15 protein-coding genes are annotated in these 16,792 nt (G+C 41.8%); 3 read left to right on the top strand and 12 right to left on the bottom strand.

Going from position 1 to position 16,792, the window contains the following annotated elements; genetic code table 11:
* Positions 1-169: 169 nt before the first annotated feature.
* Positions 170-943, bottom strand: coding sequence for a glycosyltransferase family 2 protein (locus tag ACPEEM_RS08810; RefSeq protein WP_424406710.1), 774 nt, complete (start codon positions 941-943; stop codon positions 170-172).
* Between the two features lie 86 nt (positions 944-1,029).
* Here ACPEEM_RS08810 and waaA point away from each other — a divergent pair, with 86 nt between their 5' ends.
* The 3 genes from waaA to ACPEEM_RS08825 all read left to right on the top strand — a co-directional run bounded on the left by waaA (position 1,030) and on the right by ACPEEM_RS08825 (position 4,031).
* Entirely contained in the window at positions 1,030-2,307 is a 1,278-nt protein-coding gene (gene waaA / locus ACPEEM_RS08815) for a lipid IV(A) 3-deoxy-D-manno-octulosonic acid transferase (protein ID WP_424406712.1), read from the top strand.
* A 1-nt stretch (position 2,308) separates the two neighbouring features.
* Positions 2,309-2,785: a pantetheine-phosphate adenylyltransferase gene (coaD, locus tag ACPEEM_RS08820; RefSeq protein ID WP_424401782.1), complete on the top strand. Its 477-nt coding sequence runs from the start codon at positions 2,309-2,311 to the stop codon at positions 2,783-2,785.
* 268 nt (positions 2,786-3,053) lie between these two features.
* Positions 3,054-4,031 carry a hypothetical protein gene (locus tag ACPEEM_RS08825; RefSeq protein WP_424406714.1) on the top strand — a complete coding sequence of 326 codons (978 nt, stop codon included), beginning with the start codon at positions 3,054-3,056 and terminating at the stop codon, positions 4,029-4,031.
* Between the two features lie 87 nt (positions 4,032-4,118).
* Here ACPEEM_RS08825 and nanA read toward each other — a convergent pair whose 3' ends face one another.
* From nanA to ACPEEM_RS08880, 11 genes are all read right to left on the bottom strand, one after another.
* Positions 4,119-5,000, bottom strand: a complete 882-nt coding sequence (gene nanA, locus ACPEEM_RS08830; RefSeq protein WP_424401784.1) for an N-acetylneuraminate lyase — start codon at positions 4,998-5,000, stop codon at positions 4,119-4,121.
* A gap of 18 nt (positions 5,001-5,018) precedes the next feature.
* Positions 5,019-5,885, bottom strand: coding sequence for a MurR/RpiR family transcriptional regulator (locus ACPEEM_RS08835; protein WP_424401785.1), 867 nt, complete (start codon positions 5,883-5,885; stop codon positions 5,019-5,021).
* Between the two features lie 29 nt (positions 5,886-5,914).
* On the bottom strand, positions 5,915-6,382 hold the full coding sequence (gene nanQ / locus ACPEEM_RS08840) for an N-acetylneuraminate anomerase (RefSeq protein WP_424401786.1): 468 nt from the start codon (positions 6,380-6,382) through the stop codon (positions 5,915-5,917).
* A 9-nt stretch (positions 6,383-6,391) separates the two neighbouring features.
* Entirely contained in the window at positions 6,392-7,285 is an 894-nt protein-coding gene (locus ACPEEM_RS08845) for an N-acetylmannosamine kinase (protein ID WP_424401787.1), read from the bottom strand.
* Positions 7,286-7,297: 12 nt separating this feature from the next.
* Entirely contained in the window at positions 7,298-7,987 is a 690-nt protein-coding gene (locus tag ACPEEM_RS08850; protein ID WP_424401788.1) for an N-acetylmannosamine-6-phosphate 2-epimerase, read from the bottom strand.
* A gap of 151 nt (positions 7,988-8,138) precedes the next feature.
* A complete protein-coding gene (locus tag ACPEEM_RS08855) occupies positions 8,139-8,735 on the bottom strand; it encodes an SGNH/GDSL hydrolase family protein (protein ID WP_424401789.1) in 597 nt (198 codons plus the stop codon).
* Between the two features lie 12 nt (positions 8,736-8,747).
* Positions 8,748-10,430, bottom strand: coding sequence for an FAD-binding protein (locus ACPEEM_RS08860; protein WP_424401790.1), 1,683 nt, complete (start codon positions 10,428-10,430; stop codon positions 8,748-8,750).
* A gap of 53 nt (positions 10,431-10,483) precedes the next feature.
* Positions 10,484-11,293, bottom strand: a complete 810-nt coding sequence (locus tag ACPEEM_RS08865; protein WP_424401791.1) for an ATP-binding cassette domain-containing protein — start codon at positions 11,291-11,293, stop codon at positions 10,484-10,486.
* A 4-nt stretch (positions 11,294-11,297) separates the two neighbouring features.
* A complete protein-coding gene (locus tag ACPEEM_RS08870; RefSeq protein WP_424401792.1) occupies positions 11,298-13,280 on the bottom strand; it encodes a dipeptide/oligopeptide/nickel ABC transporter permease/ATP-binding protein in 1,983 nt (660 codons plus the stop codon).
* Positions 13,280-14,233 carry an ABC transporter permease gene (locus ACPEEM_RS08875; protein ID WP_424401793.1) on the bottom strand — a complete coding sequence of 318 codons (954 nt, stop codon included), beginning with the start codon at positions 14,231-14,233 and terminating at the stop codon, positions 13,280-13,282. Before ACPEEM_RS08875 ends, ACPEEM_RS08870 begins: the two co-directional genes overlap by 1 nt.
* A 148-nt stretch (positions 14,234-14,381) precedes the next feature.
* Positions 14,382-15,995 carry an ABC transporter substrate-binding protein gene (locus tag ACPEEM_RS08880; RefSeq protein WP_424401794.1) on the bottom strand — a complete coding sequence of 538 codons (1,614 nt, stop codon included), beginning with the start codon at positions 15,993-15,995 and terminating at the stop codon, positions 14,382-14,384.
* Positions 15,996-16,792 lie beyond the last annotated feature (797 nt).

The following is a 16,792-nucleotide window of genomic DNA, read 5'->3' on the forward strand; positions in this document are numbered from 1 at the left end:
TTGATAGGTTTTGCCATTTATTTTTTAGTGTTCCTATTGATTTTATTGTAGTTATGCAAAGGCTGAGTGTTTTTTGGGCTAAACCTATCCTGTTTTTCGACCTAAAGTGCGGTGTATTTTAGAAAAGTTTTGAAAAACAAGGGGCTTCCCCCTTGCTTGATATGGAGGGTTACTGAGCGTTTTTTGGCGTTTCTGTTCTGACCCAAAGATCAGCGTATTTCACAAAGGTGGAGTGGGCGGAGAGTATCGCCAACAACAGCCCTTGTTTGCCATCCAGAAAGCCTGCATTGAGAAGATACATCTTCACAAAACAGCCCATGGCATGAGTAAAGGCTTGGCAGAGACTGCCTTTTTTCCCTGCTTTTTCCCGTTTTTCTGCCCATGCTTTCGCATAGCCTGCGGATTTCACTAAATAGTGGTGCATATCTTTATAGGTGTAATGTTCTAAATCCCCTTGCAGTTTCTCCACCTTAGCCTGAGGCGGCAGGCAGACTTTTTCATGCACGGGCTCATCATTATATTGGGTGAGTTGAGTGGGATAGAGGCGTAAAACAAAATCGGGATACCAATTTGAATGTCGAATTTTTCTGCCGAACACTTCACTTAAACGGGCGATTTTATACACCACATTTTCGGCATTTTTCGCCACCGCCTGTTGAATGGATTGACGTAATTCAGGGGTGACACGCTCATCGGCATCGAGCCAAAGCACATAATCCCCCGTGACATACTGCTGAGCAAGCTGGCGTTGTTTGCCAAAGCCTTGCCAATCTTTATTTTCATAAAATTTTGCCCCGAATTGTAAGGCGATGTCTTTGGTGTTATCGGTACTGCCTGAATCGAGAATGACAATTTCATCCACCCAACCTTGCACGGTGTTGAGGCATGCAGCTAAATGTTCTGCTTCATTTTTTACAATCATTGCTACACTGAGTGTTGGCATACTTTTATCCTTTATGTATTGAGTACAACAGTTTATACTACAGCTAATTTATTCATTGTAGATTCTAGCATAAGTCAATTTATTCTATGTTGCGTTTTTCTTATACTCTTTTGATGTATTTATCTCAGCCGCTGGTGATTTTTTTTATGTTGATTCGCAGCATAAAGTCACCCAATTATCGTAAACGGCTAAATGAACGCTATGGTTTTTATTGGGGATTAAACGCCCCAAAAGCAAAAGGCATTGTGATCCATGCCGCTTCTGTGGGCGAAGTGATTGCAGCAACCCCATTAATCAAACGGATTCAAACACATTATCCTGATTTGCCCATTACGGTGACTACGGTCACACCAACGGGATCTGATCGGGTGAAAGCGGCATTTGGCGACAGTGTCTCGCATTTTTACCTGCCTTATGATTTACCCGATGCTGTGGTGCGTTTTATTGGTTTTGTAAAGCCCAAAGCCTGTATTGTAATTGAAACCGAAATTTGGCCGAATCTCATTGCAAGCCTCAAAAAACGTGATATTCCGTTTATTATTGCAAATGCACGTTTATCGGAACGCTCCGCCAAGCGTTATGGTTGGTTTAAAAATGCATTACGCCCTGTCTTTGACAATATTAGTTTGATTGCACCGCAAGATTCGGTCAGCGGTGAACGCTACTTAGCCCTTGGCTATGAGCAAACCCGTTTGAAACTGACAGGCAATATCAAATATGATTTGGTGGTTAGCGACAATTTGCTTGTGAAGATTGCCGCATTGCATCAGGCTTGGGCAGAACATCGCCCCGTTTGGATTGCAGCAAGTACACATGAAGGCGAAGAAGCAATCATTTTAGAAAGTCATCGTTTGTTATTACAGCATTATCCTCATTTATTACTGATTTTAGTGCCACGCCACCCCGAGCGGTTTAATGAGGTGGCAGAATTAATCGAAAAACAACATCTGACTTATATTCGTCGAAGTACAGGAATTGTGCCGACTGCTGATACCCAAATTGTCTTAGGCGATACCATGGGCGAGCTGATGCTGTTGTATGGCGTGTCTGATATTGCCTTTGTGGGAGGAAGCCTAGTGAAACATGGTGGACATAACCCACTTGAGCCACTCGCCTTTAAATTACCCGTGATCAGTGGCAAACATACCTTTAATTTCCCCGAAGTCTTTACCAAATTACTCGATGTGCAAGGGGTTTTAGAAGTGGAATCACAGCCAAGGGATTTAGCCCATGCTGTGCAGACTTTTTTAGATTCTTCCAGCCTACGTAGCCGTTATGGTCAAGCAGGTTATGAAGTTTTAGTGGAAAACCGTGGCGCCTTACAGCGTTTACTTGATTTATTAAAACCTTATTTAACTCGTTAATATGATTACTGTTATTTATCCCGGTACTTTTGATCCCATCACGAATGGGCATCTTGATATTATTCAGCGAACGGCACGTTTATTTCCTCATGTTTTGGTGGCGGTGGCGTCGAATCCCAATAAGCACCCTTTATTTGATTTAGACACTCGGGTTGAGCTGGTGAAACAATCCGTTGCTCATTTACCCAATGTGAGCGTTGTCGGCTTTTTGGATCTGCTTGCTGATGTGGTGAAAGCACAAAATATCACCGCCATTATTCGTGGTGTACGCAGTGCCAGTGATTTTGATTATGAGCTACAACTGGCACATTTAAATCGCTTATTAACCAATGGGGTGGAAAGTTTGTTTTTCCCACCTTCTGAACGTTGGTCTTATGTGTCTTCCACCATGATTCGTGAAATTCATTTGCACCATGGCGATGTGAGCAAATTAGTGCCCGAAGTGGTATTCCACGCCTTAGAAAATTTGAAAAAATAGACCGCACTTCAGCCATGTTTCAACACTATTGGGGGAGGCAGTTCACCTCGCCCGCTTTTCTTTGAAAGTGCGGTGAATTTTTAACCTCATTCGACACGAACACAAAATAAACCACCTGCCTGATATGTATCGACATTCTGACAAAATTTAAACGCTTATTCCTTTTTCCTTTAAAATCAAGCTGTAAAATCCGAAAAAACGTGTAAAATGCCCACCGCCTCATAAAAGGATCATATGAGGTTTTATTAACATAAAAAGGATATTTACAATGAAAAAATCAATGCTGAAAGCAAGTCTATTATTTGCTCTTTCCTCTTTTCTTATTGCTTGTGGTAGTGGTGGTCATCCTACACAATCCCCTTCTCAAGAATCACCTAAACCAAATGAACAAAAAATACCACAGAAAGAAAACAATCAAGCAAACGGGAATAAAAACCAGAACAGCCCAAAACCAAACGATAAAACCGATTCACCAAAACAATCTATCGTGGAGCCAACACCACCAACGCACAATAATATGAATTCGAATATTCAAGGATTAAAGCCCAATGAAGAAACATTAAATGCGACATGGAAATTAACCGCATGCTCAAATGAAAATAATTGTCAAAGCATACAAAAACAACTAAAAGATATGCCATTAACAACAATGGAGTTGAAATTGGGAGAAAACAAAGAAGAAGGCGATTATCAATTTACCCTGTTGGGAGAAAACCAAAACGGCGTGGCATTCTATGGTTATTTTAATGACTCCCAAATTACCAATAAAAATACACATGGGCTAGTTTATGGAAGAAGGAATGATTTAGAAAATAAGTCAATTCCCACAGATTTTACTGCAACTTATGCAAAAAATAATGGATTTGTTTATGTATTAAGCTCACAAAGAAATAATAAAAATGATACGCATCATGCTAGATATGCAGATATATCAATAAGTTATTCTAATGGACATGCTACAGGAGTCGTAAAAGAAAGCAATAATCATACAGTATTATTCGATATTACAAGCACAAATAAATATGAAAATAAAAACGAAAAAAATACCTTGCTTATAACGCCAACAGATAAGGCTAAAGATATTCCCAATGATGATAAAGCAACATTTTATGTTCATATACTTGATTCATCAAAAACCACCAATGATCATAAATATATTGTAGGTTCAGGCTCCGCTGCCGCATGGTATGGTGCTTTTGTCGCAGAAAAAACCGACAGCACATCTTCGCCAAAACCGAATAAATAACCCAAAGTGCGGTGAAAATTTAACAATTTTCTACCGCACTTTTTTATTCGTTTGACTATCAAAAGTGCGGTCGTTTTGCAGGCAGAATTAGGCGAGATATTTCTCTTTTAAGGCTTTCGCAAAGGCGAGTTTTTCAAGGGTTAATGCTTGGGTCATCGGCTCACGACAGAATCCTGCATCAACCCCCTCTAATTTCAGCAATTCTTTGATGGTGAGATACAATCCATTCGACAAAATCCCTTCAATCAAATCATTGGTCACATGTTGAATTTCGAGTGCTTCTTTGATTTTTCCCGCTTGGGTTAATTCAAAAATTTGACGTGCACGAAGACCATTGACGTTAAAGGTGCTGCCAATGGCACCGTCTACCCCTAATGACACAGCAGGGAGCATCATTTCATCGAAACCTGCCCAAATTAAGTGGTTTGGATAGGCTTTTTTCAACCGCTCTAACAAGTAGAAATCCCCTGCGGTGAATTTCACACCTAATACTTTCGGGTTTTTGTAAAGCTCACCGAACTGTTCAATTCCCATATTGACGCCCGTTAAAAATGGGATTGAGTAAACAATCATATAATTTCCTGTGGCGGCAATGATGCTGTCATAGTAATGTTTAATTTCATCAAAACTAAACTTGTAGTAAAAAGGGGTGACCGCAGATAAGCTGTCATAGCCTAACTCGGTAGCATATTGACCTAATTCAATGGCTTCATGTAAGTTAACGCTCCCTACTTGTGCAATCAGGGCAATATCGTCTTTGGCTTCGTCTTTGGCAATACGGAAAATTTCTTTTTTCTCTGCGGTGGAAAGCATAAAGTTTTCGCCTGTGCTGCCACCCACATAAAGTCCATCGACTTTCATTTTATCAATGTTATGACGGATGATTTGACGTAAACCTTTTTCATTAATGGAACCGTCAGCATGAAAAGACACTAACAAAGCACTGAAGATACCTTTTAAATTTTTCATGAATACTCCTTAAATGTGTTATTTCACACGTTGTTCTAGAATCACATTCACTGTTTTTTGTTTTGTTTTAGTTGCTTTATCTTCACCCGCTTGGACGATTAAGGTATAAATCAGATCTAAAACGAAAAGTTGGGCGATTTTAGTGCCCATGGAGTCCCCTTGTAATTGCCCTTGACGATTGCCGTTAATCAACACGTGATCGGCAACATGGGTAATTGGAGAACGTAAGTTATGGGTGATTGCAATGGTGGTGGCTTTATTTTTTCGAGCAATATTGAGTGTTTGGATCACTTCTTTGGAATAGCCTGAGTGGCTTAAGCCAATCACCACATCGCCCTCTCGCATTAATGCCGCTTGCATATACATGAAATGGTTGTTTGAGGTGGAATCCACTTGCAAACCAATTCGCATAAATTTATTTTTCGCATCTTCTGCGGTAATGCCTGAAGAACCCACGCCAAATAAGAAAATGCGTTGGGCTCCCCTAATGACTTTCACGACTTTTTCTAATTCATCAAAATCTAATAAATTGATGGTTTCTGTAATGACATTGGTGACTGCACCTTGTAATTTTGATGCAATACTTTTCGCATCATCCAGTGCAGAAATATCGGTGTCCAGTAATGAGTTATATTGTTTTTCTCGAGTGGCTAACTCAATGGCTAATTCTAATTTAAAGTCGGTAAAGCCTCTAAATCCTAATGTACGGCAAAAACGAATAAAGGTGGCTTCGCCCACATCAAGGTGTTTGGCAATATCGGAAAGCGAAGATTGACTCAATAAATCGGGAGAAGCAAGAATCGTGGCGGCGATTCTTTTTTCTGTTTTGGTTAAGCTATCGTGCAATGCACCAATTGTATCTAAAATTTTTCCACTGACTAACATAGATGCTCCGTATTTCACTGCCTAAATAATTACAATAATTCAATTGGGATTTTCACAACCAGTTTTTTTAAGCTGAAGACCTGATTGTTGACGTTGCAACCGGGCTTATGAGGTTCATAAGGCAGAAAAACAGCAAACATATTCGGTTTTAAGGTTAATGTGCTTTTGTTTTCTATCTCTGGGGTAAGTTGATAATCCTCTTGCTCATGGTATTCGCCATACTGTGAAAGCGTGGGATAAGTCACGCTATACTCAATAGCTTCTTGCCCTGAAATTAAGAGTTGGATATCAAGATATTTGCGATGCATTTCAGCTTGTTTACTTTCTGCTGCCACTGTATCAAAGCTCATCACATTCATGTAAATTTGCTCTGTAATGTCATGACGCCCGTCTTCAAGTTCTGGTAAATCCAAAGTTTTTAAATATTCACAAACGTCTAAAATCACCTTCGGTAACCCACGTTTAAAATCATTTCTGGTTAAATCACCCACTAACATTTTTTTCTCCTACTTCAATGCAATGCCTTGTTGTAAACAATCTGCCACCCACCATGCAGCACCAATTAACCCCGCATCCTGCCCATAACGTGCATGAACAACATCACAGTGGTAAAAATGAGGCATTGCGGCTAAATACTGTTTAACCAATGGCAAATAGCCTTCAGCCAGTCCAACACTGCCACCGATCACCACTTTTTGGATATCCAGCCCAATCACGAGATCGGCAATCACATTGGCAATGGCTTGAGCCGATCGGGCAATCAGTGCGGTGGCTTTTTCATCCTGCTGTCTAAATCGCTCAAAGGCTTCTTTTGGGCTACAAGGGGGATCCCATTGGCGAGAGACGGCTTCAATGGCTCGTCCTGCAGCAACCGCTTCCACACAGCCCACACGTCCACAACCACAAACAGGACCATTAGGATCAGCTAAAGTGTGTCCAATATGCCCCGCCACACCATGAGGCTCGGTTAATAAACGGCGTTCTAAAATAATGCCACCCCCCACGCCAGTGGACACCGTAATAAAAACAAAATTTTGAACCGCACTTTTATCTTCATCTTTGTATTCTGCACAAGCGGCAGCTTGCACATCATTTAATAAACCAATGGGCTTATCGGTATGACGAGCAAGACTCTCTTTTAAAGGAAATTCGGCTAACCCGCCTAAGTTTTTGGGATTCAGTGCAGTTAACACACCATGATTAATGATACCTGTCGATGCCACGGCAACATAGTCAAATTGCCCCTGATAGTGTTGGACAATCTGTGCCAAGATGGCATGCATTGCACTGGCAACATCAGTTTGCGGTGTGGCAAGTTGTTGCCGTTGTTGCACCTTCCCTTCCACCACCAAAGCAGAGGCAATTTTTGTGCCACCAATGTCTAACGCTAAACAACGCATTGGGCATTCTCCTTATTTTTTGGCTGTGCGGATCGCATTCGCAAACCAACTAACAATATGTTCTAGACGTGTCAGTGCCGAACCCACTGTGACAGAATAAGCCCCAATCTCAATGGCAGTTTTGGCTAATTCAGGGGTGTTATAACGGCCTTCTGCCATCACCAGACAGCCTGCTGCATTTAAGGCTTTGACTAATTCATAATCGGGTTCGCTAGGCACTTCCCCACCTGTGTAACCTGACATGGTGCTACCAATGATCTCCACACCTAAGCGTTGGCAATACATACCTTCTTCAAAATTTGAGCAATCAGCCATCGCAAGGCAACCCAGTTCCTTAATGCGTTTAACGATGTCTTCAATGCGAGTTGGACGGATGCGATGCGTGCCATCAAAGGCAATAATATCTGCCCCTGCGGCGGCAAGATCTTCAACGTCTTTTAAAAAGGGGGTAATGCGTACTGGGCTATCTGCTAAATCACGCTTAACAATGCCAATAATGGGCACATTGACAACATGGCGTACCGCTTTTAAATTTTCAATGCCCTCAATACGTAAACCTGCCGCCCCTCCTATCACTGAAGCTTGTGCCATGGCGGCGACAATCTCGGGGGAATCCATCGGGCCTTGATCGACAGGTTGGCAAGAGGCAATTAAGCCATGTTTAATTTGGGCTAAAACGTGTTGATGTGATAATTTTGACATATAAACTCCAGTCTAAAACCGCCAATGGAAGATTAACTCCAATTGGCATAGATTAATCTTAGATTGAAAAAATAACAACTAGAATAATAAAAAATTGAGATCTTTGTCTCATATTTTTTTAGTAAAAAAATTTATCTTTTTTCTGTTTAAATTAAGTTAAATAAGGGATCAAAAGCGTTTCTAAAATCCCATAGCCTGCTTGATTAAAATGCAATCCGTCAGTGCAAAGATGTGGATTTAAATTGCCTTTTTCATCACAAAAGTGCGTCTGTGTTGGAATATAACCCAGACTTTGAGGGCGATGCGTTTTTAAATAATCATTGAGCAGGCGAATCTCTTCATTGGTCACCGTTGTAATCTGATTCACTGGGGTAGCTTCTAATAAATAATAGGTGGAATTGGGAGAATTTTGCCGTAAGATCTGGAAAATCTGTTCTAACCAACGCATCACTTGAGCGGGCGAATACTGTTTTTCTTTGCAAATATCATTGACCCCTAAAAAAATAAACACCGTTTGACCTAATTGGCGAATGCAATTTTGTTCCACAATCACCTCTAAATATTGTCTGGTGCTAACCCCTGAAATGCCGAGATTTGCCACGGATTTTCCTGCTAAGTTAGGCGTGCCGTTGGGTTGCAATGCCCACATATCAAATAATGAATGCCCGATGAGGGTAACCTCTGCATGTTTTTCAAATTCTGCACGTTTTTCTTGGTAGCGGGCAAAAATATAACGATCAGGTAGCATAAGCGATTCTCCCTATGATGTTTGACTAACTGGACATTTTTGAATATTGACCTGTTGATGTTCCCAACGCACTTGGAGGCGATAGCATTCTGGGCTTTTTTGTGGAAAATCTGCCCGATAATGTGCCCCTCGGCTTTCTTCCCGCTGCAACATGCTTTGCACTAATAATTGTGCGGTTTTAAGGGCATAGTAAATTTCAATCCCTTGGTATTTTGCTTGCTCAACGGGGTTAAATTGTTGTTCTAAACCTGTTAATTTAGCCAGAAGTTGGGTTAAGGCTTCCCCTGTACGGTAAACGTTGGCAAATTTGCTCATGGCTTGACGTAACTGGCTGAGCACTTGGCTTGCAGGAAGTGGGTTACTTAACGGTGTCCGATTTAATTGATTTAGCATGCCTTCCGCCTGTGCTATGGCTTGTTCAAGGTTAAGCGATGGGGAAAAGTGCGGTGGTTTTTGCGAAATTTTTTGCAATGCACGTTTTGCAAAGACAAGACAGCCCCCAACCGAATTGCCACCAAGACGATTTGCCCCTTCAATGCAAGAGGCGATTTCCCCCACCGCAAACAAGCCTTTTACTCGACTTTCGGCATATTCATCAATTTCAATCCCACCATTACAGCTATGTGCAAAAGGGGCAATGGACACCTTATCACGTAATAAATGGATGCCTGCCTCTTGTTCTAGCCAGCGTAAATACACTTGATAAAATTCTTCCTGATCTTGATAAAGTGCTTCATCATAGCGTAAATAGACGCCCTCTTGTTCAGGATTTTCCATTAAATATTGCATCATGCGTAAATCAAACGCCACACAAGGAAAATCCACCGAAAAAGGGGCATAATGGCTACGAGCGGTCATCATTTGTGCCAATTGTGTTGCATTAAGTGGGTGAAATAAGGATTGCCCGTTGTGATCCTCAACTGCCTTGCAATATTTCAGGGTGTGTTCACCAAATAAGACTTTATATTTAGGTTCAATGAAAGAGGGGATAAATTGAATATATTCTAAATTTGTGAGCGTGGCACCTGCTTGTAACGCCACAAAATGACTCGAGCCTATCACATCGGCAGGATAAAGGTTGTCTTTATACAAGCCTGCAATCCCCCCTGTCGCGAAAATAATATTAGGGGTTTGGCAGAACACATACTGTATCTCCCCTTGTTCATCAGGTTGCATAAACACCGCACCTTGCACCTGTTGGTTATCCACCACAATATGCAATAAGGTTGCCTGTTCAAATAAGGTGGTATTTTGCTCACTAATGATATTTTTTGCCCGTTTTTCCGCCGCTTTCCATGCATTGATTAAGTAAATAGGGCGAGGGTGTTTGGCAAAACAAGCAGGGCGATGATCTTGGCGTTTCCAAGGCTGAAAGCCAATTTCCGCTAATAAATGCACGGCATGGGGGGAATCTTCCACATAGGCTTGTACAATTTTAGGGTTATTCATACCTTGAGCAACCGCTTGGATATCTTGAATAAAAAGCGGTTTATCCTGTTCCTCCCCCGTCACTTGAATGCCTAAAGTCGCCTTGAGTGGGAAAAAGCTGGCACCCGTTGCCAGCTGGGTTTTACAGATTAAAACATGGGGGAGACCTTTTTTGTATGCTTCCACCGCACAACTTAACCCTGCAATCCCTGAGCCCACAATGAGCAGCTCCGTTTGAATGCTTTTTGTGATGCGAATCATTGTCATGTGTGGACTCCGAAAAGTAATCGCTCAAAAGTGCGGTGCATTTTTGAGAAGTTTTACAGTAAAGAAGGGGCAGCTCCCAGCAAGCGTTTGGTGTAATCGTGGCTTGGATGCTCGAAAATCTCCTGCGTGGTTCCCGTTTCCATAATTTGTCCACTATACATCACAACAATGCGATCCGACACTTGTCGCACGGTTTGAATATCGTGAGAAATAAACACCATGGCAAGGTTGAGCTCTTTTTTCAAATCTGCCAATAAGTTCAGCACTTGTGCACGCACGGAAACATCCAGTGCAGAAGTGGGTTCATCGGCAACAATCAATTTAGGATTTAAGGCTAAAGCTCGGGCAATGGCGACACGTTGTTTTTGTCCACCCGATAAACGGGTCGGTTCCACCAAAGCACTAGAACGTGGCAAGCCTACACGAGAAAGCAATTCATAGACCCGTTTTTCACGTTCTTTTGGTTGTAACACATTATGAATATCTAACGGATCTCTGAGAATATCCAGCACTCGCATTCTTGGATTCAGTGCCGTGGCGGGATCTTGGAAAATCACAGACACTTGACGACCAAATTGTTTGCGTGCTTCGGTGCTGCCGTATTGCATTTTTAAGCCATTAAATTTCACCACGCCAGAAGTCGGTTTTTGTAAACCAATAATCACATTGGCAAGGGTGGATTTTCCACAACCAGACTCCCCCACTAAACCAATGGTTTCCCCAGCTTTAATGCTGAGGTTCACCCCTTTCAGGGCATGGATTTTTTTGCGTCCAAATAATGATCCATCACGAGATGGAAATTGCACCACAATGTCTTCTAAATCAATGATAGGTTGTTCTTTAATCACTTTAATACTGCTCATTGCTTTACCCCTTTTGGTTCTCTGCCTGTGCTGTTTTTTCTGCTAAGTGAGATGCCCAGAAATGGCTTGGGTGATCTCCTACAGGAACAAGTGTTAATTTTTGTTTTGGATCCGCATCAGGTCTTAATGAACGGCTGGCAAAACGATCCCCTTCGGCAAAATCATAAGGAGAAGGCACGCTGCCTGGAATTTGGTAAAGCCGTTGGGCGCGTTCTTCCGTGGAAAGCACAGAGCCTAATAAACCCCGAGTATATTCATGGGTTGGATTAGCAAGCAATGGAGATGTCGGTGCAGTTTCCACCACTTGTCCTGCATACATCACGGTAATATGGTGGGCAAGTTGTGCCACTAAGGCTAAATCGTGGCTGACAAATATCATGGCAAAGCCTAATTGATCTCGCAATTGGTTGAGTAATTTCACCACTTCGGCTTGTACCGTCACATCCAAGGCGGTGGTTGGCTCATCGGCAATCAATAATTTCGGTTCACGGGTTAATGCCATCGCAATGACCACACGCTGGCGTTGCCCCCCAGATAGCTCATGTGGATAGCGATTTAACACTTTACTAGGATCAAGTTGTACCCATTCAAGCAGTTTTTCGGCGGTATGTTTGCTGCCCCGTTTAATCAATTGTGCCATTTGATCTTTGATTCGCATAGACGGGTTTAATGCACTTAATGAATCTTGATAAATCATGGCAATTTCACTACCACGCAATTTAGCCAGTTCTATTGAGTTGAGAAGATTATGCTGTTTACCACTACGATCTGTGAATAAAATTTCCCCACTAATTTTCGCCGTTTTCGGCAACAAGCCCATGATGGCGAAAGCGGTGATGGATTTACCACAACCAGATTCCCCCACTAAGCCCATGGTTTCCCCTTCGTTCACCGTAAAACTGATATTATCCACCAGTGGAATTTCACCATAACGATTTGGGAAACGAATAGAGAGGTTTTTCACCTGTAAAATCGGCTTGGCATCTGCTGCGAATTGCATACGATCAGAACGGGTCATTTCTTTTTGGTGGAGTTTGAGCAAATAGCGTTTTAACGCCAAGCTTTCTGCCATGGCTTCTTGCACATCGGTACTTAAACGATCTTCTGCTTTGGCGTGAGGCTGTTTGCTGTTTTTCAAGCGAGGATTCACTAATGCATCCGTTAACCCTTCCGCTAAAATATTTAATGCTAACACCGTCAACAGAATCATTAACCCTGCAAAGGTTGTCGCCCACCATGCTCCATTAAGCACAATATTACGCCCTTCAGATAAAATATTTCCCCAAGAAGGATGTGGCGGTTGTACACCTGCACCTAAAAAAGACAGGGAGGCTTCTAACACAATCGCATCGGCGACCATCACCGTGGCAAACACAAGCACGGGGGCGGCGGTGTTGCGAACCACATGTTTTAGCAAAATATAGGTGCGACTTCCCCCAATCACTCGTTCTGCTCGCACATAGTCTTCGTCCCATTGAGACACGACATTCGCACGCACCACACGGGCAAGTTGTGGGGTATAAACCACCGCAATGGCAATAATAATCACAGGCACGCTATTGCCAAAGGTTGCCAATAAAATCGCCGCTAACGCAATGCCTGGAAACGCCATTAAAATGTCCATCAGACGCATAATGATTTCATTGCCCCATTTGTCTGCGGTTGCTGCGGTTGCCCCTAAAATGCTACCTAAAACAATCGCAAAACCGACCGCACCTAAGCCAATAATGAGCGAGGTTTTCGCCCCATAAATAATACGGGAGAAAATATCACGCCCTAGACGATCTGTACCAAACAGAAAATCGCCACTAGGCGGACGCATACGAGCAATGATTTCGAGTGGGTCATGTGTGGCAATGACAGGAGCAAAGCACGCCATAAATGAAACAAAAAGTAAAAATATTAACGCCATTTTTGACGCCCCAGAAAGGGCTTGGAATCTTGCACCACTTGTTGCTAAACGCTGTGCTAAACTTTGTCGAAACATTATAGACTCCGAATTTTAGGGTTGATCAATAAATACAGAATATCCACAATGATATTGACCATCACAAAGCTAAACGCAATGGTTAATACCACCCCTTGAACGAGGTGCAAGTCATGGTTCACAATTCCATTGAAGATCAGTTTTCCCATGCCGGGTAAATCAAAAATTTGTTCGATCACCACAGCACCCCCTAACAAGTAACCCACTCGCAAGCCCAACACGGTGACTGGCGTAATTAAGGCGTTACGCAAGACATTATGACGAATGACCGTGGCATAAGGCACGCCATTACCAATTGCCGTTCTAACATAATCTTTGTCCATTTCTTCCACCATGGTGGTACGCACCACACGAATTAAGGATGCACAAACAGGAATCGCCAAGGCTAAAGAAGGCAAAATCATGGATTGAATATAGCCAGAGACACTTTCACTTAAAGGAACATAGCCACCTGATGGTAACCAATCAAGCTCAAGTGAGAACCATTGAATTAATAAAATCCCTAACCAAAAAGAAGGCGTTGCCACGGCAGCCACAGACAGAAAACGAATGATTTGGTCAATCCAGCTATCACGATATAACGCCGCCAATACGCCGAGTGAAAAAGACACCACCGCCGCAAATAACACCCCAATAAAGGTTAGCTGTAAGGTAATCGGAAAGGCTTTGGCGATCATGCTGCCAATCGGTAATTCTGGCGGCATGGTGACCCCAAAATCTAACACCAATAAATTGCCTAAAAAACGAAAATATTGAACGAAAATAGGATCATTTAAACCGTGACTTTCACGATAAAGTGCTTTTGCTGCTTCACTGCTACTTTCACCCAATGCAATCGTGGCAGGATCCCCAGGGGTGAATTGAAGCACAATAAAAACCAGTGCGGTCACACCCAAAATCATCATGGGTAATGCCATTAAACGGCGTAACAATAATCGAAGTATAATTTCCATTTGATTCTCCAACGACTTCAGGAAGCACTCAGTCGAAAGGTTATATTCTGAGAGGGTTGAGATATAAAATGTGGTGATGTAAAAGCTGTTTTTACCTCCCCCTTTCTGAGGGGGAAAGGGGGAGTACAACATTATGCTTCATTTAGCATTATTTACGACCAACACCTAAGAAAGAAACGCCTGTTGTTGGTAATGGTTGATAATTTTCCAATGCATTGCTATCCCATGCAGAAGGCAGTTTGCGATGTAAAATCGGGTAAAGTGGAACATGTTCTGCGATAAGATCAATCGCTTTATTCCAAATTTTTTGTGCTTCTGCAGGATCTTTGGATTTCGCCGCAGCATCAAGCCATTCTTGCAGTTGTTTAAACTCTGGCGTGTTGTGCCAACGGAAACGTCTTTTCGGCCAAACATCGCCACGATACCACCAACTGAGTAATAGGTCTAAATCGTTACCGAACACCGATGGATCACCTGGTGCAATCACCACTTTGTAATCCCCTGTGTCCACATGTGCATTATAGAGTGCACCAGACTGGAGATGGCGTAGGCTCACTTTCACACCTGGAATTTTATTCCAAGACTCTAAAATAAGAGGTGCGGATTCTTTCACCCAGTCATGGTCTGTGGCAAGTAATTCAAAATGTAGCTCGTTCACGCCTGCCTCTTTTAGTAATGCTTCTGCTTTTTTCACATCGAAAGCATATTGGCTAGCGGCTTTGTGGTAATTCGGGTGTGTCTCTTGCACATAAGAACTTGCCGCTTTTGCATTACCATCAAACACAATATCAATTAATTTATCGGTATTTAAACCAAAGTGGAGGGCTTGACGAACTTTTGGATGATTAAATGGTGCTTGTTCACAGTTAAACATTAAGAACAAGAGACCGAAAGATTGCACCGATTCCACCGTTTGTTTTTTCGCTTTTAAACGTGCCACATCAATATAAGGAACGCTTTCCATGGCTTGAGTACGTTTTGATTCTTGTGCAGTCACACGTGCTGCCGCATCAGACAGTAAGAACCAAGACATTTTTTCCACTTGTGCAGGATAAGGACCGTTATATTTGTCAAAAGCTTCAAACACAATCTTGTCATCTTTCACGGCGGACACAAATTTAAATGGTCCTGAGCCTACTGGGTTGGCATCAAAGGCAGAATGCCCAACTTTCTCAACAAGATGTTTCGGCACAATTTTTACGATGGTTAAACGTTGTGTAAAGAGGGCGAATGGGTATTTCAATTTAAATTCAACGGTTTTGTTATCCAGTGCTTTGACACTCTCAATAAAAGGAACAAACATCGCAAATAAGGATTTTGTTTTAGGATCCATCACACGTTCAAAGGAAAAGACCACATCCTCTGCGGTCACTGGGGTGCCATCGTGGAAAAGTGCCCCATCACGGAGTGTAATACGCCAAGTGATCTCATCAATTTGCTCAGGTTCTTTTGCTGCAAGGGCTAAATAAGGCTGACGTGTCGCAGGGTGTAAATCAACCAAGCCTTCAAAAATATGGAGATTTGCCGCCATGGATGACGCCCCTGTGGTAATCATCGGATCAAACCCTGTTGAAAGGGGATAAGCAATGCCCGCCTCAATGGATTTTCCTTTCACTGCTGTAGCAAGTGCGTTTGGAGTAAATGTACCAATTGAACCACTAAAGGCTAAACCTGCACCGATACCCGCCAATACTTTCATAAAGTGGCGGCGGGATTCATTGTTCAATTTGTTGACATCTTGTGTGAGGATGTGTTTTGTCATATTAAACTCCTAATGTTTCATACGAAATATGATGTCAGCGACAACATCAGTTGCTGATAATAGCATGCCTTAACACTTTGCATTAAAAATGAAGTGAAACTATCAAAATTAAAACAAAAATGATTCTTTCGTATCGTATCGTTTGCATAGAATCAGGTCAATAGCACAAAGAAAGCAGAATTCACATTTGTGATCGATATCACAACAGTTTTATTCTGCTTTTTATGCTTTGTTTTCATTATATTAAAGGAAGTCGGTGAGTGAGACAAAAAATTTTCTAAAAGTTTGCATGAAAATAAAACAAATGCGGAAAAAGAAAAAAGAAAATAAGCAGGATGAGTGTGATAAAAATAAAGGAAAGCCGTTTCCAAAGAGGCTCACTAAATCACATGGAGAGCTTATTCCCTTCTAGCAAAATCGTTTAGTTTTTTTATTTTTTACTTCATTTGTATAGTTTTGTAAATTTATTTCATGTTTCTTAATTCTTTGAGAAAAGGATTGTAAAACAAGCAAGTTTGACTTTTTTTACTGCACGTTTTTATAGATAATACGCCACGCAAACAAGTTATTTTTTTGATTGTAATTTTGGAACTTTTTTTATTTTTTCATTAAGTCTTCAATAGATTATTCAGCTGTATCTGTATAAGGAAATACATAAGAATAATCTACATTGGTGAATTACATAGTCTGTGATTTATGTTTATTCATTTTAGGAACACATGAATATCCCATTAAGTTGTTGGGAGTTACGCAAACCATGCTCTTTAGCATGGTTTGTTTGCTTTAGAGGAAAAATT

This window comes from Pasteurella pantherarum (assembly GCF_049670885.1).
GTDB lineage: Bacteria > Pseudomonadota > Gammaproteobacteria > Enterobacterales > Pasteurellaceae > Pasteurella.